This window comes from Sulfitobacter sp. 1A12056, from assembly GCF_043558125.1.
GTDB classification, from domain to species: domain Bacteria; phylum Pseudomonadota; class Alphaproteobacteria; order Rhodobacterales; family Rhodobacteraceae; genus Sulfitobacter; species Sulfitobacter faviae.
In genome coordinates this window covers 23818-49556 of the sequence record NZ_JBIFFY010000011.1, presented here as the reverse complement: position 1 = coordinate 49556, position 25739 = coordinate 23818, and the positions used below count along the sequence as shown (strand labels likewise).

Annotated in this window: 24 protein-coding genes and 1 pseudogene; 11 read left to right on the top strand and 14 right to left on the bottom strand. The window is 61.1% G+C overall.

Going from position 1 to position 25739, the window contains the following annotated elements; genetic code table 11:
• Window positions 1–102 precede the first annotated feature (102 nt).
• The 5 genes from ACGYLD_RS16580 to ACGYLD_RS16560 form a co-directional block, all read right to left on the bottom strand.
• Window positions 103–555, bottom strand: coding sequence for a hypothetical protein (locus tag ACGYLD_RS16580; RefSeq protein WP_394393577.1), 453 nt, complete (start codon window positions 553–555; stop codon window positions 103–105).
• Between the two features lie 163 nt (window positions 556–718).
• Window positions 719–988, bottom strand: coding sequence for a hypothetical protein (locus ACGYLD_RS16575; protein WP_394393579.1), 270 nt, complete (start codon window positions 986–988; stop codon window positions 719–721).
• Window positions 985–2310 (bottom strand): hypothetical protein, encoded by a 1326-nt coding sequence (locus tag ACGYLD_RS16570; RefSeq protein WP_394393582.1) that lies wholly within the window; start codon window positions 2308–2310, stop codon window positions 985–987. Before ACGYLD_RS16570 ends, ACGYLD_RS16575 begins: the two co-directional genes overlap by 4 nt.
• Window positions 2307–2675, bottom strand: a complete 369-nt coding sequence (locus ACGYLD_RS16565) for a hypothetical protein (RefSeq protein ID WP_394393585.1) — start codon at window positions 2673–2675, stop codon at window positions 2307–2309. The genes ACGYLD_RS16570 and ACGYLD_RS16565 overlap by 4 nt, the downstream gene beginning before the upstream one ends.
• Before the next feature lie 418 nt (window positions 2676–3093).
• The gene (locus ACGYLD_RS16560; RefSeq protein WP_394393588.1) at window positions 3094–3984 is read right to left on the bottom strand and encodes a LysR family transcriptional regulator; all 891 of its coding nucleotides are present in this window, start codon (window positions 3982–3984) and stop codon (window positions 3094–3096) included.
• Window positions 3985–4074: 90 nt separating this feature from the next.
• Between ACGYLD_RS16560 and ACGYLD_RS16555 the strand changes: the two genes are divergently transcribed.
• From ACGYLD_RS16555 to ACGYLD_RS16530, 6 genes and pseudogenes are all read left to right on the top strand, one after another.
• A complete protein-coding gene (locus ACGYLD_RS16555; RefSeq protein WP_394393591.1) occupies window positions 4075–5262 on the top strand; it encodes an MFS transporter in 1188 nt (395 codons plus the stop codon).
• A gap of 11 nt (window positions 5263–5273) precedes the next feature.
• A complete protein-coding gene (locus ACGYLD_RS16550; RefSeq protein ID WP_394393594.1) occupies window positions 5274–5408 on the top strand; it encodes a hypothetical protein in 135 nt (44 codons plus the stop codon).
• 15 nt (window positions 5409–5423) lie between these two features.
• Window positions 5424–5879, top strand: a pseudogene (locus tag ACGYLD_RS16545) (aldo/keto reductase); the annotation flags it as partial.
• A 31-nt stretch (window positions 5880–5910) separates the two neighbouring features.
• Window positions 5911–6198, top strand: coding sequence for a hypothetical protein (locus ACGYLD_RS16540; RefSeq protein WP_394393597.1), 288 nt, complete (start codon window positions 5911–5913; stop codon window positions 6196–6198).
• 676 nt (window positions 6199–6874) lie between these two features.
• On the top strand, window positions 6875–7453 hold the full coding sequence (locus ACGYLD_RS16535) for a YceI family protein (RefSeq protein WP_394393599.1): 579 nt from the start codon (window positions 6875–6877) through the stop codon (window positions 7451–7453).
• A 218-nt stretch (window positions 7454–7671) separates the two neighbouring features.
• Window positions 7672–9225 carry an ISL3 family transposase gene (locus tag ACGYLD_RS16530; protein ID WP_394393602.1) on the top strand — a complete coding sequence of 518 codons (1554 nt, stop codon included), beginning with the start codon at window positions 7672–7674 and terminating at the stop codon, window positions 9223–9225.
• A 368-nt stretch (window positions 9226–9593) separates the two neighbouring features.
• Here the strand turns inward: ACGYLD_RS16530 and ACGYLD_RS16525 are convergent, their stop codons facing one another.
• The 5 genes from ACGYLD_RS16525 to ACGYLD_RS16505 all read right to left on the bottom strand — a co-directional run bounded on the left by ACGYLD_RS16525 (window position 9594) and on the right by ACGYLD_RS16505 (window position 14985).
• Window positions 9594–10565 (bottom strand): alpha/beta hydrolase family protein, encoded by a 972-nt coding sequence (locus ACGYLD_RS16525; RefSeq protein WP_394393604.1) that lies wholly within the window; start codon window positions 10563–10565, stop codon window positions 9594–9596.
• 422 nt (window positions 10566–10987) lie between these two features.
• On the bottom strand, window positions 10988–12574 hold the full coding sequence (locus ACGYLD_RS16520) for a tripartite tricarboxylate transporter permease (RefSeq protein WP_394393606.1): 1587 nt from the start codon (window positions 12572–12574) through the stop codon (window positions 10988–10990).
• A 10-nt stretch (window positions 12575–12584) separates the two neighbouring features.
• Window positions 12585–13208 carry a hypothetical protein gene (locus tag ACGYLD_RS16515; protein ID WP_394403238.1) on the bottom strand — a complete coding sequence of 208 codons (624 nt, stop codon included), beginning with the start codon at window positions 13206–13208 and terminating at the stop codon, window positions 12585–12587.
• Window positions 13205–14143 (bottom strand): tripartite tricarboxylate transporter substrate binding protein, encoded by a 939-nt coding sequence (locus ACGYLD_RS16510; RefSeq protein WP_394393612.1) that lies wholly within the window; start codon window positions 14141–14143, stop codon window positions 13205–13207. The genes ACGYLD_RS16515 and ACGYLD_RS16510 overlap by 4 nt, the downstream gene beginning before the upstream one ends.
• 44 nt (window positions 14144–14187) lie before the next feature.
• On the bottom strand, window positions 14188–14985 hold the full coding sequence (locus ACGYLD_RS16505) for a GntR family transcriptional regulator (RefSeq protein ID WP_394393614.1): 798 nt from the start codon (window positions 14983–14985) through the stop codon (window positions 14188–14190).
• Between the two features lie 90 nt (window positions 14986–15075).
• On the opposite strand from ACGYLD_RS16505, the gene ACGYLD_RS16500 reads away from it, so the two are divergent.
• Window positions 15076–16752 carry a gamma-glutamyltransferase family protein gene (locus ACGYLD_RS16500; protein ID WP_394393616.1) on the top strand — a complete coding sequence of 559 codons (1677 nt, stop codon included), beginning with the start codon at window positions 15076–15078 and terminating at the stop codon, window positions 16750–16752.
• On the top strand, window positions 16749–17207 hold the full coding sequence (locus ACGYLD_RS16495; protein ID WP_394393619.1) for a GAF domain-containing protein: 459 nt from the start codon (window positions 16749–16751) through the stop codon (window positions 17205–17207). Before ACGYLD_RS16500 ends, ACGYLD_RS16495 begins: the two co-directional genes overlap by 4 nt.
• 393 nt (window positions 17208–17600) lie before the next feature.
• On the opposite strand, the gene ACGYLD_RS16490 is transcribed toward ACGYLD_RS16495, so the two are convergent.
• The 4 genes from ACGYLD_RS16490 to ACGYLD_RS16475 form a co-directional block, all read right to left on the bottom strand.
• The gene (locus ACGYLD_RS16490; RefSeq protein WP_394393621.1) at window positions 17601–18317 is read right to left on the bottom strand and encodes a hypothetical protein; all 717 of its coding nucleotides are present in this window, start codon (window positions 18315–18317) and stop codon (window positions 17601–17603) included.
• Window positions 18314–19090, bottom strand: coding sequence for an AbiJ-NTD4 domain-containing protein (locus ACGYLD_RS16485; protein ID WP_394393624.1), 777 nt, complete (start codon window positions 19088–19090; stop codon window positions 18314–18316). Before ACGYLD_RS16485 ends, ACGYLD_RS16490 begins: the two co-directional genes overlap by 4 nt.
• A gap of 197 nt (window positions 19091–19287) precedes the next feature.
• Entirely contained in the window at window positions 19288–20502 is a 1215-nt protein-coding gene (locus tag ACGYLD_RS16480; protein ID WP_394393625.1) for a DUF3644 domain-containing protein, read from the bottom strand.
• Window positions 20503–20935: 433 nt separating this feature from the next.
• The gene (locus ACGYLD_RS16475) at window positions 20936–21361 is read right to left on the bottom strand and encodes a helix-turn-helix domain-containing protein (protein ID WP_243265542.1); all 426 of its coding nucleotides are present in this window, start codon (window positions 21359–21361) and stop codon (window positions 20936–20938) included.
• A gap of 254 nt (window positions 21362–21615) precedes the next feature.
• Between ACGYLD_RS16475 and ACGYLD_RS16470 the strand changes: the two genes are divergently transcribed.
• Genes ACGYLD_RS16470 through ACGYLD_RS16460 form a run of 3 tightly spaced genes read left to right on the top strand, consistent with a single transcriptional unit; the run spans window position 21616 to window position 25347 of the window.
• A complete protein-coding gene (locus ACGYLD_RS16470) occupies window positions 21616–23877 on the top strand; it encodes a heavy metal translocating P-type ATPase (RefSeq protein WP_271689176.1) in 2262 nt (753 codons plus the stop codon).
• Between the two features lie 19 nt (window positions 23878–23896).
• Window positions 23897–24364 carry a DUF411 domain-containing protein gene (locus ACGYLD_RS16465; RefSeq protein ID WP_271693710.1) on the top strand — a complete coding sequence of 156 codons (468 nt, stop codon included), beginning with the start codon at window positions 23897–23899 and terminating at the stop codon, window positions 24362–24364.
• A 38-nt stretch (window positions 24365–24402) separates the two neighbouring features.
• Window positions 24403–25347, top strand: coding sequence for a cation diffusion facilitator family transporter (locus ACGYLD_RS16460; RefSeq protein WP_394393627.1), 945 nt, complete (start codon window positions 24403–24405; stop codon window positions 25345–25347).
• The last annotated feature ends 392 nt before the right edge of the window (window positions 25348–25739 follow it).

Here is a 25739-nt window from a genome sequence, read left to right as displayed (position 1 = left end):
TCAGAACTGGAGCTAGACTGGCTCTTCGGAGCTTCTGCAGCTTTTTTTAGTAGAGGGCGTCCTGACGGTGGAATAGGCCAATCCCCTCGCAGGTGAGCGCGATCAGCCTTCGAGACCTACCTTAAGAAATGCACGCGCCATAGCGTTGAGGTGCCCTTCCGCTTCCTGCCGCACTTCTTCCACAGCCTTGGCGATCTCTGCCGACTGCCTGGCGAGAAGGCGTTCCTGTGAGGCGCGAAGGTTACTGTTCTCGGTCTCAAGCCTCCGAGTCTTCTGGCGGAGTGTTTCGACCTCCTGACAGATTTCTTCGAACGTTGCCCGAAATTCCACCAGCGCGGCCGTAGGGAATTCTTTACTATCGCCTCCATCTGCCTTGCCGGTGACGTAGCCCCTATCTTCCGCCCGGCTCAGCGCCGACGAAATCCTGTCATTGGACACGCCAAGGGGACACATCTCCTTGATTTCCGAATATGTCGGTTTGCGACCTGCCGTGCCGAAGAAGTCGGCGATGCGTGCGTCCAGCTCCCGGTCAGTGTGCTTGGCCTTCCGGCTCATAATTGTCGATCCCATCCGTTGTTGTCGCAGGTTAGACTTATGCGCAGCGACAACGCACCGGAGAGGTTATCCACAATTTTCAGTCTTTTCTGCGCGTCTGGGCCTAAAGAAGGGTAGAGGCTGGGTGCAGACTCTACCTCCTTCACGAGTGTCGCACCCGTCCTCAGCACTCCGGGACCCCCATCTTGTCCAGCCGACGATGCAGCCGGGCGATTTCGTTCGTCGGATCGGTGCGGTTTGCAAGTGCCTGGACAGCTTCGGCGGTCCTGAACATCGCGGTGGCGCAGACCTCGAGATCGGTCTGGATCGCATGAAGGTCTGCGAGCATCTGTTCAATCGGAGCGGCGATCGGTGACGCACCGCGCTCCAACAGCGCCTCAATCGCATCCAAGAGGCGGCGCAGGTCGCGGTAAAGGATTTCAGTATCTGTCATGGTGTCGGGGTCTCCATATCGTGTTCGGCCGAGGGTGCCGGTGTTTGCTGTGGATTGTGGAAGTCGGGAATGTTGATGGGCGGCATATTCGCCAGTTCCGAAATCTGGTCGCGGGCTGCCCCGAAGCCGCCGCCGGGACGTTCAGCCCAACGGGTCAAGGCATCCGTGACCTGGGCCTGCTGAAGCATTGCAGCGATCCGATCGAGAATATCTCTGACACGCCTAGCTAGGCGATCCCGGATGGAGTGAGAGGTCGGACTCGGGCCGCGCAGGATGCCCATAGGGTCCGCTGGAGCAGGTGGCCGACAGAATGCGCGGTGGAGGATGCGGCGTGCATCATCCGCCCGCCGACTCATCGCCTCAGCCAGATGCCCTGAAGCCAGCGAAAGGATGCGCTGTCGCGCCAGCACCATGGCTGGGTCAGGTGTAGGCGGGGTCGGATGGCAAAGTGCCCCATGCAGGATCAACCGCTGATCACGTTCCTCACGCTCCGAGCACAGGGCGATGGAATCGGGGCGGAGATGATCGATGCGCCACCCGAGATCGGCGAGCACGGGCTCAATCCCGGCCAACAGCGCCTCGCGGTTGCCGACACCGCAGCGTGCCAGAATGCGGGCCGCGAGCATGATCTGGACCTTCGGGTCCTCGGCAGCCACGCGATCAGCGTCCCCACCAGCGATGTCGCCATCAGGGGTAAAGAGGCAGCCCGCCCAGCGATCCAAGGCTGCAGCCCGTTTGAGCACCCACGAGGGACCGCCGATCGCTGCCGTCCTATGGGGATCCCCAGGGTCATGCCATCCATAGGCATGGTTGACCGCATCCTGATACGCATCCCAGATCCTGCAGCTCTCGCCGGTTGGTGGATGAGGGTTCCAAGCCCGCGGCACGACCTTCCCGTAAACTTTTCGGAAAAGCGCCCGTGGTACCAAGATATTAATCTCAAGGTGACCGGCATGGAGATGTGTGCCAGCCAGCATTGGCGGGCGCGCCTCCGGCGCAATGCCGGACCAGGCCACTTCCGCCCAGAGAGCCAAAGCGGCATTGGTTTTCCGCCTCAGTTCGGGGTCGCCTGACCGCCACGCGACCATATCAATTTCGTCTGGAGCAAACGACAATGTGGCGCAGCTGTACCGGTGGCGCGTTTCCAGCGCCTCAATACATCCAGCGACCAGATGCCCGTCCCCCGCGATGAGTTCCGGCACGGGTTTCCTGAGCACCACCTCCCGCGTCCCCGCGATCTGTGCCACGTGGCGGTCAGACATCAGATAGCTGACCACGCGAGCCGCAGGCCCGGTAGAATGAGGCGACCAGAGCAGCTTCACAGCGCATCGCTCCCGTCCGTCCAGCCGTTTCCGGCGCCAAACTGGAGACCACGCCAGAGGATTTCGTTAAGCCGATCCAGCCTCTGCATGACAAACAAAATGTCGATCTCGTTTGGTGAGGCAAAGACGGCCTCAAGCAAAGCGTCCAATACGCGAACCGCTTCGCGATATGCAAAGAGCAAGTCAAAAATATCCCCACTGGCACTAGTGGGCCTACCGGATACCAATGTTCGTTCGGCGATGTACCTTGATCGTGATACGCCCTTCCTATCGGCCTGCCGTTTAATTTCGTGCCACTCAGCATCCGTCAGGGACACCTTCCGCGGCTTCGTTTTCTCATCGGTCCGAGCTCGACGTTTCATCATTGCAGTTTTCCTAGTTGGCCCTATCGCGGATTCTTGATCCACGGCGAACGCTGATCGTTTATCTAGCAAAACCAAAATCGCTCCGAGCGTTGCCCCGAAAAAGGGTCGCCGCAGTATTGGGTGTGGATAACTACGGCTGGAGCTGGCCGCGCCAAACGCGCAAGAGGCTTAGAAGCGCAGTGTATTAAGCGCTTGGCGTTCAATTGACGGCGGGCTCCCAACGGATCAGCAAGCCGCAGAAAAAAGCAGCAGGGGCATGTCGCCTGCCCCAGCAATGGGAATAAGCACTAAACTATTTGGCGAACTTTCCGCGCGCTCTGGTCCATTCGGCGGGACCACGCGGCAGGGCCTGCATGGATATTCTTGACTGCCAGGTATCCTGCAGGCCCCCCCCCAGCAGCGCGACCAGCCAGATCCCTCAACCCCCGTCCGGCAGCACCTCGCGTAGCCAATCGAGAAACACGGCAAGCCGTCGCAGGCCGGCGGTGCGCGTGAGGTAGAGCGCGGTGACGTCGAGCGGGAACGTGTCCAGCTGGCCGGGGAACAGCTCTACCAGCCGTCCTGCTGCAAGGTCATCAGCCACCATGTAATCGCTAAACCGCGCCACCCCCATGCCGCCCAGCACCAGCGCGCGGACCGCCTCACCGTTCTCCGCCTGCACAGAGGTGGGCAGCGTCACCTCACCAATGTCCTTGAACACCAGTCGATTGATATGCGCGGGCGCGGTGAAACCCACCTGTGACAGCCCCGCGAGATCCGCAGGCCCCGCGGGCCAGCCCGTCCGCTCCAGATAGGCGGGCGCGGCGCAGAGCTTCCACGCCGTGCGCCCCAGTCTGCGGTGCAGCACATCGCTGTCCTTCAGCGGCCCGAACCGGATTGCCAAATCAGCGTGGCTGTCGATCAGGTCCACGGGGCGGTCGGTCATATCCAGCGTTACCGCCACCTGCGGATACCGCGCGTGAAATTCCTCAAGACGCGGGGCAATGGCATGCAGCACGAAGGGCACCGGCGCGTTCACCCTCAGCGGTCCGCGCGGGGTGCGGCTGCCTTGGGCGATGTCCGACAGCGCCTCGGTCTGGCGGAGGATTTCCTGCGCCGCCGCCAACAGCTGCCGCCCCTCGGGCGTGAGTTCGATCGCGCGGGTGGAGCGGCGCAGCAGGGTGACGTTCAAGAGCGTCTCCAGCCGCGTGACCGTGCGCGACAGGGTCGAGGGAGCCACCCCCAGCCGCCGCCCGGCCTCGGCAAAGCTGCCGTCCTCGACCACAGCCGCAAAAGCCGCGAGCTCCCGTGTCTGGGGCAATTCGTGCATGTTGCGCAAAGACCCTTTGCAAACCCGTCTGTTCACGCAAAAACCTATCCCGTCCATCTGGGTCGGGACAAGCAAAACAGGAGATTTGCCATGCCCCTTGCCCTCTGGGCGCTGACGATCAGCGCCTTTGCCGTCGGCACGACCGAATTCGTTATCGTCGGCCTGATCCCCACCATCGCCGCCGACCTTGGCGTGAGCCTGCCCTCCGCGGGCCTGCTCGTCAGCCTCTACGCGCTCGGCGTGACCATCGGCGCGCCGGTGCTCACGGCGCTGACCGCGCGCCTGCCACGCAAGACGCTGCTCTTGTCTCTGCTGGTGCTATTCATCGCCGGGAACGCCTTTGCCGCCTTCGCACCGGGGTATAGCAGCCTGATCGCCGCGCGCTTCATCACCGGGCTGGCGCATGGGGTGTTCTTCGCCATCGCTTCGACCATTGCCACCGGTCTGGTCAGCCGCGACAAGGAAAGCTCTGCAATCGCACTGGTGTTCCTCGGTCTGACCGTAGCGTTGGTCACCGGTGTGCCACTGGGCACCTGGATCGGGCAAGCCTGGGGCTGGCAGGCGACCTTCCTCGGGGTCGTGGCGCTTGGCCTGATTGGGCTTGTGGCTTCGGCGCTGCTGGTGCCTGCCAACCTGCCGCAGGGCGCGGCCCCCGGTCTGCGCGCCCAGGCCCGCGTACTGACCTCGCCGCGCTTGCTGCTGGTCTATCTGATTACGGCCATCGGTTATGGCGGCAACTTCGTCGCCTTCACCTATCTTGCCCCGATGCTCACCGATGTGACCGGCTTCGGCGCGACCAGCGTGAGCGTCATCATCCTGCTCTATGGCGCCTCGGTCGCGGCGGGCAACATCTTTGGCGGCAAGCTGTCGGACCGCATCGGCCCGGTGCCGGCGCTCACGGTGATCTTTGCGGGCCTGTCTGTGGTGCTGCTGGGCCTCGGTCTGGTGCTGACGTCGCCAGTGGCCACGGTGGCGGTGGTCGCGGTCTGGGGTGGCTTTGCCTTCGCCAATGTGCCGCCGCTGCAAGCCTATGTGGTGCAGATTGCTCGCGAAGTGGCGCCGGAAGCAGTCGATGTGGCTTCGGGCCTGAACATCGGCGCCTTCAACCTCGGCATCGCACTTGGTGCATGGATCGGCGGGCTGATCGTCGAAGGCATGGGCCTTGCCGCTGCCCCCTATCTCGGCGCGCTGATCGTCGCCATCGGCATTGCGCTGACCCGCCTGTCGGGTCGGCTGGACAACGCCGCAACTCCGCGGCGCGCAGTCGCTGCTGAATGAAAGGACATCGCATGACAATTGACCATATCGGCCCCGCAGGAATTCCAGCGCTTGGCCTTGGCACCTTCAAGATGAATGCGGGCAAAGCGCGCGAGATCACCAAGGCGGCTCTCGCCGAAGGCTACCGCCATGTCGACACCGCGTAGGCCTACGAAAATGAGGCCGAGGTCGGTGAAGGCCTGCGTGCTGCCGCGACCCCGCGCGATCGGGTCTTCCTGACAGCCAAGATCCTGCCGCACGACTTCGCTGCCGGGAATTTCCGCAAAGCGGTAGAGGCGAGTTTGAAGGCGCTTGGGACTGACTACATCGACCTGCTGCTGCTGCACTGGCCCTCGCGTGAGGTGCCATTGAGCGAGACCTTGCCCGTCCTCGACGCGCTTATCGCCGAGGGCAAGGTACGCCATGGCGGCATGTCGAATTTCACGGTGCCGATGCTGAAGGAGGCGGCGACGATCCTGCAAGCCCCGCTGGCGACCAATCAGGTCGAGATGCATCCCTGTATCGATCAGCGCAATCTGCGCGCTCATATGGACGCTGTGGCCCTGCCGCCAACAGCCTACGCTCCATTGGCGCAGGGAAAGGTGATGACGGACCCGGTGCTGCACGGAGATTGCTGAGACACACAACATCACCCCGGCTTCCATCGCCGTGGCCTGGTTGCTGTCTCAGACTAATGTCATCGCCCTGCCTAAGACAGCCAAGCCGGAGCGGCTCGCCGAGAACCTCACGGCGGCGGAAATTACGCTGAGCGAGACCGAGATCGCCGCATCGCTGCGCTTGCCCAGCTTGATGGCCGGACTGTATCGCCATCGAGCCTTGCGCCCCGGTGGGACGATTGAGGCGACAGGCCTCGCCCTCGTGCGGGGCGTCTTTGCGCCCGGCTTGCCAGTTCCCTGGCCGCGACCGCAGAGAGGAGAGGCGGAAACCAGAACTTAACTTTCGCAGGATTGCTGAGCGATGAAAGACCTAACTATATCCCCCCGAACCTTCGCATCCAAGTGGCCTATTCTGCGCTTTGCCAGATTGACTAGACCATTTCGAGAGATCAACTTCTGGATCACCGCGATCGGTCGCGCTTAAACCATGGCCCTGCGTTGGTACTGTTCATGTTGCTCCACAACAAAGACCCATAGCTCGTGCCTTTCTGTTGACCACAGCTCTGCGGCTAGACCGGACCTTCGCCCCTGGTCATCTCTGCGGCGCAGGTATTCAAAACGGTCCTTCATGACCCTTCACAGCATCATCCGAGAGACACGAGTTGGCTATGTAGACGAAGCTGCCGTTCGCTGCACCTGCGCCTGAGTCCGCCTCCATCTTGATTGGGCGAACTTAAAGTTCTTCAAAGTTGTCATTCCTTTGTCGTGTCAGACCCTCACTACAGGTCAGAAATGAATGGATACTTGAGAGATTACGGTTTGAGGCGCTATTCGAAGTCTTCGAGATGAAACTCAGGGCTTCTTTGGGCAGATATCTTTGTGCCTGCTGGTAAACATTCTGCACGCTGTTCGATAACGCACAGAGTGTGTTTGAAGGTAGAGAGTTGCGTATTTTCGCGTCTGAATTAGGTGCATCTGACGTGACGTATGCATCTCAAACGGAGAAATAGATTTAGATGAAAAACTTCCTTCTTACGACGGCAATGGGCGCAACACTCGCGACTGCGGCGCAGGCTGAAACGATGACCTATGTGCTCGATCCATCCCATAGCCAGATCGTGTTCAGCTATAATCACCTGGGTTTCTCGACCACCACAGGCATGTTCTCTGGGTTCGAAGGCAGTATCAAGCTGGACCAAGAAGACCCGGCAGCATCGAGCGTCTCTGTTTCATTTCCCGCCAAGAGCCTCATCACCGGCTGGCCCGCCCGCGAAGCGCATTTTCTGAGCGAAGATTTCTTCGGCGCCGAAGCGAATCCCTTGGTGACATTCACCTCAACGTCGATCGAAATAACCGGCGAAGAGACCGGAAAGATCACCGGCGATCTGACCATGAACGGCATTACGAAGTCTGTCGTTTTGGACGCCACACTGAACCAGTTGGGCGATCACCCGATGGAAAATCGCCCCTGGGCCGGATTTGACGCGACAACCACGCTGCTGCGCTCGGATTTCGACATGGGCCAGTTCGCTCCGTTTGTCGGGGATGAGGTTGCGATCGATATCTCGATCGAAGCGATGGTGCCCGCTAAATAATCGAAGCCTCATACTTTACCACAAGGGTCGCGCGATTCCTCGCGCGGCCCTTTTTTTCGTCTCGATGGTGCAGGGTCTATTCTGGCTTAGTTGCCACCAGTTCTATCCGGACCTCCACAGCAAACCCGACAGAGCTTTCGTCGGCTCTGTCGCACATTGTGTGATTTTTGGCGGCCCCACTCCTACATCTGGCTTACATGCTGGAGGAGATGATCACCATGACAAAGCGTTTTGATACCGAGCTGTTGCCTGAAGGGCTTCGCGCCACCGGATATTACGTGGGCGGCGCGACCCTCGCGATTAACGCAGAGGTTACGGGCGCAGAAGTGATTTGCCCGGGTTGCGGACAGCGGTCTACTCGTCAGCATGGACGTTACGTCCGGCACCTCAAAGACTTTCCAGCGCATGGTCGCTCCGTTCAGGTGCGCTTGTCGGTGCGACGGTTCCGCTGTGTTACGTCGCAATGTTCCATCATGACTTTCAGCGAGAAAGTCCCAGATTACCTTGCGTGCCGTTATGGTCGTCGGACCGGTCGATTTCAGGACCTCGTTGCCTACCTCGGTCGCGCGTTGGGCGGTCGGCCAGCTCAGGCACTTGGACGCCGTCTCCGGTTCGGTGTGAGCAAGGATACCTTTCTCCGGGGGGCTGCGTCAGGTGCTCGGACCAAGGGCCATGAACCTCGCGTCATCGGGATCGACGATTGGGCCTGGCGCAAAGGACAGCGCTATGGAACGCTGATCTGCGATCTCGAACGGCGTGCCGTCATCGACCTGCTGCCGGATCGCGAGCCTGCGACAGTCGCTGCATGGCTGCGCCAGCATCCGCAGATCGAAATCGTCGCGCGAGACCGGAACGGCGGATACAGACAGGCGATTTCCGAAGCGCTTCCTTATGCGACCCAGGTTGCCGACCGTTGGCACCTTCTGCAGAACGCAAGCGATGCATTTCTGGCCGCCGTCCGTCGCGCAATCCCGGCCATACGAAGAACTGTCTGCGACGCCGAGCTGGATTCCGGTATTCTGACGTCGGCGGAACGTTTGCAATTCGAAGGCTTTGAACGGCGCCAGAAAACCAACGTGCTGATCCAGCGGATGGGTGCCGAAGGCGTGCCTATCAAGCGGATCGTCCGGGTCACTGGTCTAAGCCGAGGCCTGGTCCCGCGCGTCCTGCGCGGCGAACGGGAAGACGTCTTCAGGCTACGCCAAAGCAGCCTAACCCCTTGGTTCCCGCAGCTTGAGCAGTATTGGCAGCAGGGATGTCGCAATGGCGCTGAACTCTGGCGCCGGCTGCGAGCGGACGGTTTCCAAGGAAGTCTCCGCGTGGTCGGGGAATGGGCCACACGCCAGCGCCGAGCCGAGGCCGCCATCCCGCAGGGCACAGGCAAATGCCCTCCGAGTCGCAAGATCGCCCGCATGATGACCTCTGGTCGGCATCACCTCTCGAAAGCCGACAGCATATTCGTCGCTCAGGTTGAAAACGCTCTGCCGCAACTGGCGCAAGATCGTCGGCTCCTTGATGCCTTTACCTCCATGGTCCGCAGCGGCGAGGAAGACGGGCTGGCTGACTGGTTAGATCAGGCGAAGGCGTCTGGACTGGCGTCATTTTCGCGCGGCCTCTCTGCCGATCTCGACGCGGTTACCGCAGCGCTTCGTGAGCCTTGGTCCAACGGCCAGACAGAGGGTCAGATCAACCGGCTGAAATTGCTGAAACGACAGATGTATGGAGCCGCAGGCATCGATCTGCTCCTGGCGCGCCTTCAGCATTCGGCATGAAAGGCGCCACAGAAATTGAGTCGGACCCAAAATTGCATGCTTGTTCACAATCTGGACAAAGAGCAGCTTGAGATCATCAAGGAGGCTTGTGCGGTCCCCCACGCGGCGGCGAGCGTTGCCAATGCGATGTAGTGCATCACTGACAGGGACGGGCTCTCGTCGATTGCAGAGGTGCTGCGGACTCGCTGATGACATTGTAGGGGCCGGAAGCGCGATCCTTGTTCGTCGACTGCGATATCGCCTTGTTCCGTATCCTGCCTGGTTACACCTCGCGCAGTAGACGCATGACTGCAATGCGGGCTGCTACCACAGCATCAAGGCTGGCTTGTGGATGTCTCCTTCGGGCCGGTCTGACGGTCCGCCCCAGCTTATTCAGGGCTGCCATTCAGGAAGGATATGACTGCGTTAGAGACGTCCTGGTGGATCGCCCGGCGTGCGTCCGAAGATACACCACAGATCGATGCATCACCTTCTTCCTCCATCAGGATCTTCGGTCCGGCGAACGTGCAAACGGCGAAGGCATCGAATACCGACGCTTGGGGCATGGCAAAGGACGGAGCCTGCTGCCCATCAGCCGATGTGCGCGCGAGCTGGCCGAGGGAAATCGATAGCGCCCGAACATCCGCGGGCGCAGAGCCCAGGTCTTCCGAGTATTCCGGGTTTATGGCTATCACCGAAGTCACGCGGGGGTCTCGCGCCATTCCAGTTAGGCCGTCCAGGTTGGTGGCCGACATGTCGACTCCCTGGGCCGCAAACCACCCGCAATCCGGTCCGCGCGGCTCTCTGTCCGGCGCGCAAGAGTGAAGGTAGCTGGCGACATCTAGCTCCGCTCCGACGACGGACAGGGCAGCGGTCGCGCCAAGTGCAAATCCCGCGACTGACACTGTGGTTTCATCAATTCGCGGCCCCCAAGTCGAGTCGGCCAGCACCAAGTCAATCGCGCGGCTTATATACTGGGGTCTTTGCCAGATTTCGTTCACAGCAGCTTCGGCGTTGTCCGGGCGCGGCGCATTGACTTCGACCACAACAAAGCCTGCCCGTGCGATGGAGGAACTGAGCCAAGCACCTGAGTCAGTCGCGGATCGCAGGCCGCCATGTGATATGACCACCAGCGGAAGCGGGCTTTGCGTGAACTCCGCATCAGGTGCTGCTGCAACCCCCTCGAACACAGGATTTCCGCCGACAGTGCCCGATTCTTTTTCCTCGGACGGATACCAGATCGACATGGACAGAGGACGTGCGTCGTCGGATGTGTCCCGGAGATGGGCAAGTCCCGGAACGGTTTGAGCAAGAGAAGGCCCTGCGACCAGGATCAGTGCCAACGACAGACCAAATTTCATTCCGGAACTCCCCGTGCGGGCCAAAAGACTATTTTGCTTTATTACTGGCCTACTGAAAAGGCGAATGACCGCTCTGCCCGGGGAGCTGCCCTTGGCGTGCCAGATCTTGCTGCTGGATGCCACCGATGTCCGGTTTGGCGAAGCTGCGACGCAACGCGGCCAGTCGGACGAATGACCGCAGTGGGCCGGACGTGTCTCGGGCATCACCGACCAGAAGGAGCGAAACCAAGGAGTGCCCGCGGCCGTATCGAACGGTGAATTTGCCCAGAAGAACAAGTCCAAGTGCCTTCGCAAACGCCTACACATACTTAAATGGAGCACTTGGGCTTCCTGAGCATATTGATCAGGTCAACCCTCAAAGAAACGATCAGGCCTTCACATCTCAACTGACACAGAATGCTCGCATACTCTCATCGAAGAATTTAGGTTTGCGGACGGCTTTGCCGAAACATCCGCACCAGCAGCCAGACCGACAGCGCAAGCATCACAAGCGCGATGGGGGATTTCAGCAGGAACCACGGATCGCCGCCCGAGGCGGTGAAACTGCCACGGATCAGCCCCTCCAATGCCGGGGCCAGCAGGAAACCGATGACGAAGGGCAGGATCGAGATCCCCAGCCGTCGCAGCACGTAGCCGATTACGGCAAAAACGCAGGCGCTCAGCAGGCCGACATAGCCGCCGTCCTGCACATAGGCCGCGGTGAGCGAGACGGTCAGGATCACCGGCAACATCACGTCCTTCGGAATACGGATGAGACGGCCCAGCTGGCCCATTAGAAAACTGCCGACGCTCCAGTTGCAGAGGTTGGCGATTGCCATCATCGTGAAGAGGCCGAAGGCCATAACCAGATCGCGGTTCATGATCGTGTCGAACCCCTCGATCTCCTTGATCGGGGTGAAGCGGAAAACCTGCGGCCCGAAGGCAAAATCGCCGATGGTCTCCACCGCCAGAATGATGAAGACGGCGGCAAAATTGCCGGGGATGCCGAGGCTCATCACCGGGATCAGATTGGCGCCGGAGACGGCCGAGTTCGCCGATTCCGTCGCCACCACCCCCTCGATCGCGCCCTTGCCAAAGGTCTCGGGCGATTTTGAGCGGCGCCGCGCGGTGTCATGCGACAGGGTCGCGGCGGTGGTGGTGCCGATCCCCGGCAGCGCGCCGATCATCGTGCCGATCCCGGCGCCGCGCAGGATCGCCGGCATCATGCGCCAGCGCTCGCCCCAGCTCAGCCTCGGCCCCATTTCAGGGGCGGAGACCGGCCCCTTGGCCGCGGCACGGTCGCGGCGCATGTCTTCGACCGCGATCAGTACTTCCGAGAGGACCAGCACGCCCAGCACGCAGGAGGTCAACGGCAGCCCGCCGCCCAGCTCGGGGATGCCAAGCGTCATGCGCGGCCCGTCGCCCGACATCGTGGTGCCGACAAGCGAGACGAACATCCCCAGAAGGCCGCCGATCAGGCCTTTCAACGGGGCCTTGCCGACCACGGCCGCCATGAAGCAGAGCGACAGGATGATCAGGGCCGATTTCTCGGGCAGGTCCAGCACCCGCTCCACCGCAACCGCGAGCACAGGGGCGGCGATGAAAAGCACGAGGTCGGAAAAGTTGTCCCCCACGACAGAGGCGAAATGCGCTGTCTGGATCGCCCGGCGCCCCTGTCCCTTTTGCGCCAGCGGATAGCCGTCCACCGTGGTCAGGAAGGCATCGGGCGTGCCGGGGGTGTTGAACAGGATCGCTGGCACCGCGCCGCCCACGGTCGCGCCCTTCATGATGCCCAAAAGACAGCCCAGCACCGGATAGAGTGCCTCGTTCCCGTAGCCGAAGATCGAGACCAGAACCGGCAGGGCGATGGCCATGGCGAAGGGGCCCGAGAGCCCCGGGGTGGCGCCCACGAGGATGCCGATGACGACCCCGGTCAGCACCATGCCCATAGGCAAGAGCCACAGGCCACCATCGGCGGCCGTGAAGACGGAACTGATTCCGAGCGCGAGATATTGCAGCAAGAGGTCCAAGGGGTGTCCTTCAGAGGTCGGCGTTTGGCGGCAGTTGGATGTTGTCGAGCAACCCGGCAAACAGCAGGATCAGAAAGGCGGTCGCGAGCATGGCGACCACGAGATCGCGCGTCCGCAGCGCGCGGCGGGTGATGTAGATGTAACTGGCGCTCAACGCCGTGCCGCCGATAAAGAACCCGGCCACGTTGTAGGGAAACCGCCCCGACGCCGCGCGGTAGCCAGAGAAATCCGTGAGGCCCGCGGCGTTGCTGGCCCAGACCACCAGCGGCCCGCCCCATGTCATCAGCGTCAGCGATGCGGCGGTGACAAAACCAGCACGGGCCAGAAACAAGAGGTTGTCGAGGCCGATACGCCCAACGGGCTCTCCCACCTTAAGCCCTTTGGCGCGCAGCTCTCCCGCGATCAGCAAGAGCGCCAGCGGCACCATCAGCAGAACCAGCAGCGTGGGAAAGAAGGCGTCTCCGGGGATGGTATTGCCGGTCAGGCTCTTCTTGAGAAATCCGCTGCTGATGTCCCGCGGAAACCAGACCAGCAGGCAAAGCGCGACAAGCGTTAGCGTGCCCCCGCCCAGCCAAAGGTTCCAGCGCCCCCCGGAGGGGGCGCTTTCATCGGTATCCACGGGACCTCGGGTCATTCGGCCAGTGCTTTCATCATCGAGACGTTGGCCTCATAGGTCGAGAGGATCTGCTCGCGCAGCTCCGCGCCCTGCGTCACGATCGGCGCCGGTGGATACTGCTTTTCGATGAACTGGCGTGTCTCGCTCTCGGGGTCGGCGAGGATCTCGGCGATGACGCTGCCGATCTCGTCGCGGATTTCGTCAGACATGCCCGCGGGGGCGGTGATGATGTACTGGTAGCCAAGGTTCAGGTCGATGCCTTGATCCATCAGCGTCGGCATCTCCGGGGCCAGCGCCACCGGGCCGGTCTCGGCGGAGGAGAGGATCACCAGTTCGCCCGCCTCGACCAGCGGCTTCTGTACGCCGCCGCCCCAGGCGACATTGGCGTCCATCGACACCAGCGCATTGAGCGTGCCACGGCCACCCTTCATGCGCAGGTGGTTCACGTCGATCCCAAGAGCGCGGGCGACGATCTCGGCGCCGGCCTCGACCTGCGTGCCCCAGTTGGCCCAGACGATCGGCTCATTGGCGGCGGCGGCTTCAAGGTCATCAAGCGTCTTCCAGCCGCTCTCGGCGCGCGCCAGAACCGCCATCTGCGAGCCTGCGGTTGTGGTGATATAGGTGAAATCCTCCGGCGACAGGTTGTCGCTATTCATCGGCGCGAAATCATAGGTCGTGGTGATCGCGAAGCCCAGGGTCTGGCCGTCTGGCGCTTCCTCCTTGAGCTGCGCCGACATCACTGTGCCGTCGTCGCCCGCCTTGTTTTCCGGAATCACCTGCCAGCCACGCTTGGCCTCGATCTCCTTGGCGAGGGTCCGGCCCTGCACGTCGGTGCCGCCGCCGGCGCCATAGCCGATCCACAGGCGGATCGGGCCGTCCGGGTTCCATTCGGCCAGCGCGGGCCCGGCGGCCAGCAGGGCGGTGGCGGCGGTGGTCATCAGAATACGTTTCATGGTCACTCCACTGTTTCTTGGTTGGTTTTCGGTCTTGTCGGTCGTCAGAAGCCCGGTTTGCTCTCCACCAGTTCCATCGGGCGGTGGCCGCGGGGCAATTCGAAGCGTTGGATCAGTTGCAGCCTGTCCTGGCTGTCATGCTCATGGGCGTCCCAGATCATCCCCACATGCGGCGCGGCGAGGTCGAGATGCTGGCAGGCCTGCCGCGACAGCAGGTCGGCGCGCGCCTCGTGACGGACCTTGGCGGTGCGGATCTGGAACTGCTCCCAGAGCATGCGGTGATAGGAAATGCCGTGCAGCTCCTCCAAGGGGCGCGACAGCAGCGCCTCGGCGTGGTCGCAGCGCAGGTACATGGTGCCGAAGGCCGGTTGCGACCCGGTGACCCACACAAGCCGGTCGATGCGGATCACCTGCTCGGCCTCGAAGCCGATGAGCAGCGGCCCGGATTCGGCGGTGGGAAGGCGCTGGATCTCGACCACCCGGGTATAGGGCATCTTCCAGTCGCCGGTCTCGGGATCGCGGAAGCGGTAGACATGGACCTCGGGGACCTGATGACGCGCGTCGGCGATGAAACTGCCGCGCTTGCGGTGGCGCACGATCAGCCCCTGTTCGACCAGCCGCGACAGGCCCTTTTGCACCGTGGACAGGCCGATGGGCAGCGCGGCGGCGATCTCGGTCTCGCCGGGAAGCTGGCCGCCGGGCGCGAAGGTGCCGTCCTGAATGCAGCGGGTGAACGCCTCGCTCAGGCGCAGGTACTTGGGCCGGCCCTTTCCATCGGGGGCCGTGTCTTCCCATGCGGCGACCAAGGTCTCGAGGGACAGTCTATCTGAGGGGCTCTCCATACAACTATCATAGAACGAGGGGTATTGCACTTGTCAACTACGTAGTTAATAATTGTATGAGGCATATATTACAGCGTTGAGGGGGTGGAGATGAGCAAAGAATGGGCAGTGGCCACCGGACATCCCATTGCCACTGGGGCCGCGGAGCGGGTTTTGCGCGCAGGCGGCAACGCTGTGGATGCCGGGGTTGCCGCCGGGATTGCGCTGGCCGTCGTGCAGCCCGATCTGGTGTCCTTTGCCGGAGTCGCGCCGGTGATCCTCTATGACGCAGGCCGCGAGCATGTGACGAGCTATGACGGTGTCGGGGTCTGGCCGCAGGCCGCGGACGTGGTGCAGATGCAGCGCGATCACGGCGACCACGTGCCCGAGGGCTTGCTGCGCACCGTCGTTCCCGCCGCACCGGCAAGCTGGATCAAGGTCCTGGCGGCTCACGGCACCCTCGGTTTCGGCGATGCCGCCCAAGAGGCGGTGCAAGCCGCGCGCGACGGTTTCGAGGTCTATCCGCTGCTGGCCGATTTCATCGCTTCACGGGAGGAGAAATACGCGCGCTTCCCGTCAACGGCGGCGATCTTCCTGCCCGGAGGCCGCCCGCCGAAGGTCGGAGAGCGCTTTGTCCAGACCGACCTTGCAAACACCCTGCAGCTACTGATCGATGCGGAAAGCGCTGCCCGTGCCGAGGGAGGTGATCGGCGCGCAGGTCTGGCCGCCGCCCGAGCGGCTTTCTATACCGGTCCGGTCGCGAAAAAGATTGTTGCTTTCCACGCCGAGAACGGTGGGCTACTGCGGGCCGAAGACCTTGCCGCCTACGAGGTCCGCGAAGAGCCAACCTTCGCCGTCGACTTCCGGGGCACGCAGATTCACTGTTGCGGTGCTTGGTGTCAGGGCATTTCGATGGCGCAGACGCTTGCCATGCTGGAACAGGCAGGCCCCGATGCGACCCGCGACGGGGAGCAGATCAATCTGCATTTCCTGCTCGAGGTGCTGAAACGCGTGTTTGCCGACCGCGAAGCACATGTCACCGACCCCCGCTACATGCAATTCGCCCCCGAGGCGCTGCTGGAACCTGCTTTCATCGCCGACCGGCTGCGCAGCATTCAGGAGACCTCCGATCCGCTGCCGGCCCCCGCGGCCCCGGCTCCCGCGACGTCAGGCGAACGCCCGATTTTCGAAGTGGGCTGCGCCGATACTTCGCATGTCAGCGTGATCGACGGCGCCGGCAACATCTTCTCCGCCACCCCGAGCGATCCGAGCTACGACACCGTCGTAATCCCCGGTACTGGACTGTCGGTCTCCTCGCGCGGGTCGCAGAGCCGGGCGATCCCCGGCCATCTCAACGCCCTCGCTCCAGGCAAGCGGCCGCGACTGACGCCGAACCCCATTCTGGGGCTGAAGGATGGCAAACCCTGGCTCGCCATGGGCACGCCCGGCGGTGATGTGCAGGTTCAGGCCATGGCGCAGGTATTGCTGGGCTTGCTGGACCACGGACAGGCTCCGCGCGTGGCGGTCGAGGCGCCCCGCGTTGCTTCCTATGCCTATCCCGGCAGTTTCGCGCCACATGACGTTCACCCCAACAAGGTCCTGTACGAAGCCGATCTGCCACTGGAGCAGGCCAAGGAGCTACGCGCACGCGGACACGACCTCGAAGAATGGCCCGCTCGAACCTGGATGGCAGGCGGGATCTGCATCGCCCTGCGCGACGAGTCCAGCGTGGACGCAGTTGCAGACCCTCGGCGCGCGGGCATGGCCAAGACTGGAGCGAAATCATGACAACGGACATTTGCAAACGCATCGTTGATCAGAACACCCCGCTGGAGGAGGCTCTTGACCTCTGTGATAAAGCTCTCAAAAATGAGTTATTCACCGCGATGCGCTTCCACGCCGCGACGATGGAGGTGGAACGCCTACACTCTACCTTGCCCGATAGCTATCCTGTCAGCGGTCGCAAACCAAAGCGGGATACGGAGTGGGGCAAGAAGGTATTGATCGACCGGGAGATCAACCTGGGTTTCGGGGCCGCTGATATCAGATGGGCATTTTCGGACCATGAAACCATCTTGGGGCTCGGGCTCAATGCTGTGTTGAACGTGCCCATCGTCCTCGATGGTTCGGTTCTCGGCACGATCAATTACTTGCGTGGCGATCCGGCTTTCAGTTCGCGAGAAGTGGGGATCGCAGAACAAGTTGCTGCTGCACTGGCCAATCGAAGTGATCTGCGAGACTAACTTTCAATTTGCCAAGGGCCTTGAGCATAACGTACTTTCGCCGACAGTTAACCGCCATCAAGGCGCCTCGCCGCTCGGAATTGGGCGGATTCCGGAAGTTCGCCGCACGTGCTAATCCACCCCAGACGATCCGAAAAAGCAGACATTCAGCCGGGCCGTCCCGATCGATGCCGGTCTCATCGACAGGAAGGGTGAAGAGCGGTAGTTCGCCGCACACGCGATTGCAACGCACACCACTCGCAGAAGCGGATACATACCCGCCGGGAAGTCGAGACTATTTTCTATGCCGCCCTGGATACTGAAAACCTTGCCGCGTTGCCGCCCTGAAATTAGCCCCCAGATAGTTGGCGCGGTTCAGAACGAACGGGCCGTGCTGGCTGCATGCTGTCTGCCTTACCGGTCCCAGACGACCTCTGTGGCAAGATACTCGCGGATCACTGTTCGCACGACGAACTGACTGTTATCCACGACAGCGAACCGATACACATTCGGTTGGACGATCACCCATCCGTCAGCACCCATGTCCCCGCCGATGACCAATCGCGACATCAGCCGACCTCCAACCTCAGGCCATCCCGGGCCATAGTCGATCATTTCGAATGACCTAACCGCCTCAGGCGTCAGGATTTGCAGTGGCTCTATGGCGATGTGGGCCGGTTCGCCTCGAGCCGGCTGACCGTGCTCGAACAATACGTGCCCTCGAGCGTTCTTAATGACTACATTGCGGATGCGGTCGATGTCAGGCACGAATGTCACTTGGTGATTCCCATCGACATCTTCTTCGACCCGAAGCTGAGCCTCAATCTCGTCTTGCAAGCGAAAGTTCTTGCTCAACGTCTTCTCGGCCCTTTCGACGACCCGGTGATCAAGGTCAGCGGTCCCTGCAAGAACAGATCCGAGGAACGCTGTGAAATACTCCTCGTCATTGGAGAAAGAGGTGTTGCATGATCGGCAGATGCGGATCGTCGGCAAATTTTCTGGGAAGGGTCGATCAAGAATGCTCTTCGATGGAATATGATCGAGGTTGGTTTCGACATTTGCCAAGACTGCGCCGCAGTAGATGCACCATGCTTTGTGGCGCTCATCTGCGAAATCAAGAAGCCCCTTCACTGTCGTTCCGCCACGAGGTAACGGCAAATCGCGCTTGAAAGATGGACAACGAGTGTCGCATCATTAAGCGATGGCACATTCGTGGGGCTGACATGGCGTCCGAAATTTGAAGAGTAGCCCCAAAGCTTTGACAACGCGCTATCGAGTGGCTTCGGAACGCCAGCCAGAGTCACCGCCTCGTTGAAGGGCTTTTCGCTGCCGCTAATATACCTGGCAGTTGACTCAAGCGCACCAAGTGCATGATGAATGGCACCTGTCAGATCGGGTTCGGGCCTGCGCGATATGTCATGAAGGGCCTCGCGGATTTCACCCTCGGCGACGCCGTAATTCGCTTGGCTCAACGAAGTCCGCGCGCTCTCCACCGCCTCTTCGAACTCAGCATCGCCTCGGAGAACTACCCCTTCGCCGGGCTTCAATTGCCAGCCAGCGCCGGTGTCGACGAAAAGGTCGTTGATCTGCGCCGCGAACTGCACTGCGGCGTCATAACCTCGAGTGCTTTCAAGGAACCCCACCAGCCCTTCGATCACGTCGTAGACCTGATACCATTCGGCGTTCTCAATAAGGCGCATTACCTCGTCGCGGATATTTGGGATTTCGCTCCAATTTCCGCGGTCGGGTGACGCACGCAAAACCCGGCAGATACATGTCCGTATTAGATCGTATCTGAGGTGATCGTATGCGGCCTGAATTACCCCAAACCTCAAACCTTCCGGCGCATCATGCCGAAATAAAATTGGTGGAGCGCTCGCAAACCCATGTCGTTTGGAAAACATTCAAACTCCTGTCCGTGCTAAAGAAAGCGCATGTTGCGATGGAATAGCTTGTGTGCCAATGCAGAAAATCTCCCGTCATAACGGTAGCGCGCAAGCCTCAGATGGGCCAGTCAGAAGGTCCGAAGTCAGACCTCGACACCTCTTCGCTCGCCAGCCTGATCACGATCTTGGCTCAGATCACAGCAACCGTTTCTCAATCACCGATAGCGATCACCTCCCTGCTTGCAATGCTCGATGACGCGCTCGATCCAGCGGTCATACCAGACCCAAGTGCCCTTGTAGTCGCCCTCGCAACCATATCCCTTTGCCGGGTTCTTAGCTTCGAGCTTTTGCATGAGTGCAGTATGGTCCCCCGGGCCAAACTTCGGGTAGCCGGCCTTCGTTACTGAAGTCAGGACATCCTTTCTGATGTATCGAGCGCGATTGACCTCTTTGAAGATCACGTCCCCAACCTTTTCCGCCTCCTCACTGCCGGGCTTGACCGTAACAACCGCCACATCGGCGCCGGCTGCTTTCTTCGCAGCGACCGGCACGAAAGCGACTTTCAACCGGAATGCGGGGTCTTTCACTTGCTCGTCAGTGAGACCATGCTCGAACGCTTTGATGAAAGATGAGACGTGAGCAGGCAGCGACGACGCTTTCTTCATGGCACTCCGCTGCTCCGGCCCGAATGACACGAATTGCAGCGCGATCGGCAACCTCTTTTCAAGGCCGAACTGCTTGCCGAACAAGCCGTTGAGCGCATCGTTGAAGTTGATCGCACAGGACTGGAGTTCAGCACCGATCGCGTCGTCGATTCGACTCGTTGACTGATGCTCAATCTCATGTCGAAGGTCGATCAAGAACTTCAGATTAGTCTTGGCGCCTTCAGAGATAGGGCACTTTCCAGTGCTTAGGCATTTAGTGAGGTCCCAATATCTATCGGCGCCGTGAGCGGTCTTATTGTCCTTGTAGACGTAGGGGATGCCCTCTCGCTTGTAGTAGGCGTGCAGCAAATAGGTCCATGCGATTACCGCGGTCGTGATGAACAGCTCAGCGCGGAACATGAGCCCAGCCGAATTGAAGATGTGGACCGCTGCGATCATCGCCTCCCTGCTCTTGATCAGGAGTTCGTCGCCACGTGAGCTTAGGCCGGTTTCGAGGTCCACGTCCGGCCACGTCGCGAGAAACGCGTCGAGCTCCTCGGGATCGGCCGCTTTCGTCGCCTTGTGCTTCTTGCCTATGTGGATTTCGTGGATCGTCCGACCATTCAGCGACCGCGTCGGGCGAGTGAAATAGGCCAGGATGTCCTGATCGCTGTAATGGCCGCGCTCGATCATCGCCTTCACGAGCGCGACCTCCCATCGTTCAAGGGTATTCCCCCGGCGCCGCTTGATCTTCTTCGGCTTCTCGTCTTCGTCGTTATCGGCCATCCTGCACCTCCGCATGAAGAGGTCTAACAGCACGGAAAAGATCCGCAAAGAATTGTCCGTGGATTAAGCTGGCGCCGTAGAAATTCCTCAGCAGACCTATTCTCGGTCCCGAGCCCAATGCCCCTATATCCCGCACTGCTGACCTTGAGCCGCCAGACCATGCTGCACGATGCCACTGATGACTGGTTCGGAGAAGCTGCATTGCAGAGATGATCAAGCTGGCGAAGGTCCGTTGAGGGCCGGCAGCAGTCGAGGCGGAGAGGGCGGAAACCAGACACTCGCTGCAAATTGCACAAAGGTCAGCTTTGCCGAAAGCAGGCTCAGCAGCCCTGACACCAGCTACAGCGGCAACCTCTTGCAACTCTCAGACCGGGAAACACCCTAATGTATTTGCCAATGCCGCAAGCGGATAGAGGGGGGGGGGCAGCGGGCATCAGGCGGTGGGCCCGTGATCGGCAAGACATTCCTCATGGTCGCGCAGCACCTCAAGAATGCGACAATCAGCCACCCGATCCGCATTGCAGGCACCGATCATGCGTAGCAATTCAACGCGGAGGGCCTCGAGCCGCACCAGCCGCGCCTCGACGTCGCGAAGTTGCCTTTGGGCGATGGCATCGACCTGCGCACAGGACCGGTCTGGCGTGTCTGAGAGGTCCAACAACTCTCGGATCGCCTCGAGCGAAAAGCCGAGCTGGCGGGAATGGCGGATGAAGGAGAGGCGGTCCAACTCAGCATCGCCGTAACGCCGCTGGCCGCCTTCGGTCCGGCCGGGCTCGGGCATCAGACCGATCTGTTCGTAATACCGGATCGTCTGCACTTTGGTGCCGGTCCGTTTTGCGAGTGTGCCGATCGCGAGCATATCTGACCCCTTTCATTCTACAGTCTCTGTAGGTTTTTTGAAGGGTGTCGCACAAGCCGGCAGTTCGTGAACTGGATGACACTCAACGCTGAGATTTCTGCAAATCGTTGTATCACGTTCCGCCACGCGGCCATTCTCGCAGCCTATTGCAAAGAAGGATGATCGGGAGGAGAAAAGTTAAACAAACCACTTGAAGCTACAGTTGCTGTAGGTCGTATCTCTGTGTCTGACGGTGAATCGGATTGGAAGCAGACATGACGGACGGGAGCACAGCACAACGGGAATGGCGCGTCACGGGGATGGACTGCGGCGCCTGCGCGGCCAAGGTGCGCGGCGCGGTGGAGCGCTTGCCCGGGGTCGCGGATGTCGATGTCGCGCTGATGTCAGAACGGCTGTGCCTGACGCTGGATAAGAATGAGACCTCGCCCGAGCGGATCGAGAAGGCCGTGCGCGGCATCGGTTTTGGCATCTCTCCAAAGGGGGCACAGGCAGAGAGGCCGAAGGGCGGTTTCATCCTGCCGGACGATGCAGTGATCGGTGGGACAGCGGCATCACCTCAAGCGCATGCGCCCGAAGAGATGCCAGACCCCGCTTGGTATCAAACCGCGAAAGGCCGCTTGGTCCTCGGCAGCGGCGCTCTGCTCGCAATGGCATGGGCCTCGCGGCTTGTCCTGCCTGCTGAGGTTTCGCATTGGGGCTTTGTCATCGCCACGTTGATCGGGCTTATTCCCGTCGCGCGCCGGGCCTTTGCCATGGCGCGGGTGGGCATGCCCTTTACAATCGAAATGCTCATGACCATCGCCGCCAGTGGCGCGCTTGTGATCGGAGAGCCGGAAGAAGCCGCGCTGGTGGTCTTTCTCTTTGCCGTGGGCGAATTGTTGGAAGGTGTCTCTGCCGGGAAGGCCCGCAACAGCATCCGTGCGCTGACCAAGCTGGTGCCGAAAACGGCGCGGCTTGAGGTGGGCAACAAGACGCGGGAGGTGGCGGCAGAGGCGCTCAGCGTCGGCCAGATTGTGCAGGTGCGCCCCGGGGACCGGGTGCCCTGTGACGGCGAGGTGGTCAGCGGAACTTCGGGCGTAGACGAAAGCCCCGTTACCGGCGAAAGCGTGCCGCGCCTTAAGGAGCCGGGTGCGGATGTCTTTGCCGGATCGATCAACACAGAAGCGTTGCTGCGCATCCGAGTCACAAAGGTTGCGGCGGACAACACCATCGCGCGTATTGTGCGGCTGGTGGAAGAGGCCGAGAGCGCCCGCGCGCCGACCGAGCGCTTCATCGATCGGTTCAGCCGCGTCTACATGCCTGCCGTGGTCGGTATGGCCGCTTTAGTGGCCGTGGTGCCGCCGCTTGTCTTTGGTGGCGCCTGGGGCGAATGGATCTATCGGGCGCTGGCTCTGTTGCTGATCGGCTGCCCCTGCGCGCTGGTGATCTCGGTGCCTGCGTCGATCACCTCGGCCCTGTCCACCGGGGCGCGCAACGGGTTGCTGATGAAGGGCGGCGCAGTGATCGAAGCGGCGGCGCGGGTCACCCATGTGGTTTTTGACAAGACTGGAACGCTGACCCACGGCAAGCCCCGCGTAACTGATGTTCAGGTGCTTGTGGGAAATGAAGCCGATCTTCTGGCCCTCGCCGCTGGAGTTGAGAACGGTGCGAGCCACCCGCTCGGCCAAGCGATTTGCGGTGCGGCTGAGGCACGCGACATCGACCCCGCCGCAGCGACACAGTCCCGCGCCTTGCCCGGCAAAGGGGCCGAGGCGGTGATCGCGGGGGCAACCATCTGCGTCGGCTCGCCGCGTTTGGCGGCAGAACGCGGGGCGCTGTCAGAGACTTTGCGCGCCCAGGTCGAGACGCTCGAAGCGCAGGGCAAGACCGTGGTGATTGTCTTGCGCGATAACGAGGCCCAAGGCCTCATTGCTCTTCGCGATGAACCCCGCGCCGATGCGGCAGAAGCAGTGGCGCAATTGAACGCTTTGGGTATTTCATCGGTGATGCTCACCGGGGACAACCGGCGCACCGCTGCGGCCATTGCAGAGGGGCTGGGCATCGACCACCGCGCTGAATTGATGCCGGAGGATAAGGTTGCGGCCATTCAAAACCTCACGGCTGAGGCGAAGGTCATGATGATCGGCGACGGCATCAATGATGCCCCTGCATTGGCCGCAGCGCACGTGGGCGTCGCAATGGGCTCCGGCACCGATGTGGCGCTCGAGACTGCCGATGCCGCGATCTTGCGTGACCGGGTGACAGATGTGCCCGGCCAGATCCGTCTCGCCCGCGCCGCGATGGGCAATATCCGGCAGAACATCGCCATCGCGCTTGGGCTGAAAGCCGTGTTCCTTGTCACCACGGTGCTTGGCATCACCGGCCTCTGGATTGCGATCCTGGCGGATACTGGCGCGACTGTTCTGGTAACGCTCAACGCCCTGCGGCTGCTGTTTTTCCGGTCAACTACCGCCGAGCGGTTGGCCGAGCCCGGTTGCCGCCCTACAACCCATGCAACCAACGAAACGACAGTCTGAACCTTTGGAAGGATTTTACATGACCCTCACACGACGCAGCCTGCTGGCCTGTTCCGCAAGCTTTGCCGCCGCCGCACCATTTGCGGCATGGGCCGAAGACAAGCCCGCCATCCACGTGATGAAAGACCCCAACTGCGGCTGCTGTTCGGCGTGGATCGAGATTCTGGAGAACGAGGGTTTTGCCGTGACGACCGAGCGCAGCTTGGGAACGCTCTTGATCAAATACAAGCAAGACAACGGCATCCCGCAGGACATGGCCTCTTGTCACACCGGAAAGATTGACGGCTATATGATCGAAGGGCACGTCCCGCCCGCCGACATCCGTAAATTGCTTGCCGAGCGCCCGGATGCCATCGGCCTTGCCGTGCCGGGGATGCCCTATGGTTCGCCGGGGATGGGGCCGGAGAGTGAGCGCGACGCCTATGATGTCTATCTGATTGCTCGCGATGGCAACAGCGAGGTGTTCACAAGCTACGAGGCTGCCTAAATCGCAGCGGACTTGGACCAAACAAGCAGGAAGCGCGCATGGCACATGATCACGCCCATATTGACCCCGAAAGCGGGGACCGCAGAGTATCACTGGCCATCTGGGCGAATGCCCTTCTGACTGTGGCGCAGATCGTGGGCGGTGTCTTTGCGGGGTCGCTCGCCCTTATCGCGGACGCGCTTCACAATTTTTCAGACATGGCCTCCTTGGTGATCGCCTTTGTGGCTCGCAAAATCGCACGGCGTCCGGCAGATGCGCGGATGACCTTTGGCTATGGCCGGATCGAAATCGTTGCCGCGCTGATCAACTACACCACGCTTATTCTTGTCGGGGTCTATCTGATCTACGAGGGCGGGATGCGCATGATTGATCCGCCGCAAGTGGCGGGCTGGACGATGGTCATTCTGGGCGGGGTCGCGCTGGTGGTTGATACGATGACGGCGCTGCTGACCTATTCGATGCAAAGGGGTAGCGTGAACATCAGGGCATTGTTCTTGCATAACCTGTCAGACGCTCTGGCCTCGGTCGCGGTGATTATCGGCGGCACGCTCATCATCCTTTACGACCTGCGTTGGGTTGATCCCGCGATCACCATCGGTATCGCGCTTTATATCCTTTATCTGGCACTCACTGAAATCGGCGGTCCGATCCGTATGCTGATGCTGGGTAGCCCGCCTGACATGGATGCAGGCGCAGTGGTCGACGCGATGACTGATGTCGATGGGGTCCGGGATGTGCATCACGTCCATCTCTGGCAGATGCAGGAGCATGAGGTGGCGCTTGATTGTCATGTAGTGTTGATGGGGCGAGATTGGACGGACCTTGAAGCTGTAAAGCAGGCGGTCAAGAAAAAGCTCGCGGATGACTTCGGCATCACCCACTCGAGCCTTGAGTTTGAAACCTCAGATAATGCCCATCAGGGTGCCGCGTTGTTTGGCCATAAAGACGGTGGAAACAACGCCGGCGAAGAACCTGGTGCATAAACATCTTGAGATGCCGAACAGCGTGGCAGCACGTTTCACTTGGCCAGTTTCCGACCTTTAATGCATTTCGGTAGACGCTACGGTTTCTATAACTTCTCAATAATGGGTGTGGGCAATGTCCGGTTTGGCGTGCCGCACCGTATCATAAGGTATAATCGGTGAAGATCTGCTAAGGGTCGACCGTGCCGGCCAAGCTTTTGGCGCAACCGCGAAGAACTCCGTCCCTCATGCGGTCAGCTGGGGCTCGAAGCCGTCATTCGCTGCAGACATCATCAAGGTCGGCTAAGGTGAAGGTTTTCTGATGCGGGTCGCGGCGTGAGGTTCGCGTCTTGTTGGGCGGACGACCCGCGTTGGAAAACCTCCCAAGGTCGAAGCCGCGAGGGTCTTGGTGA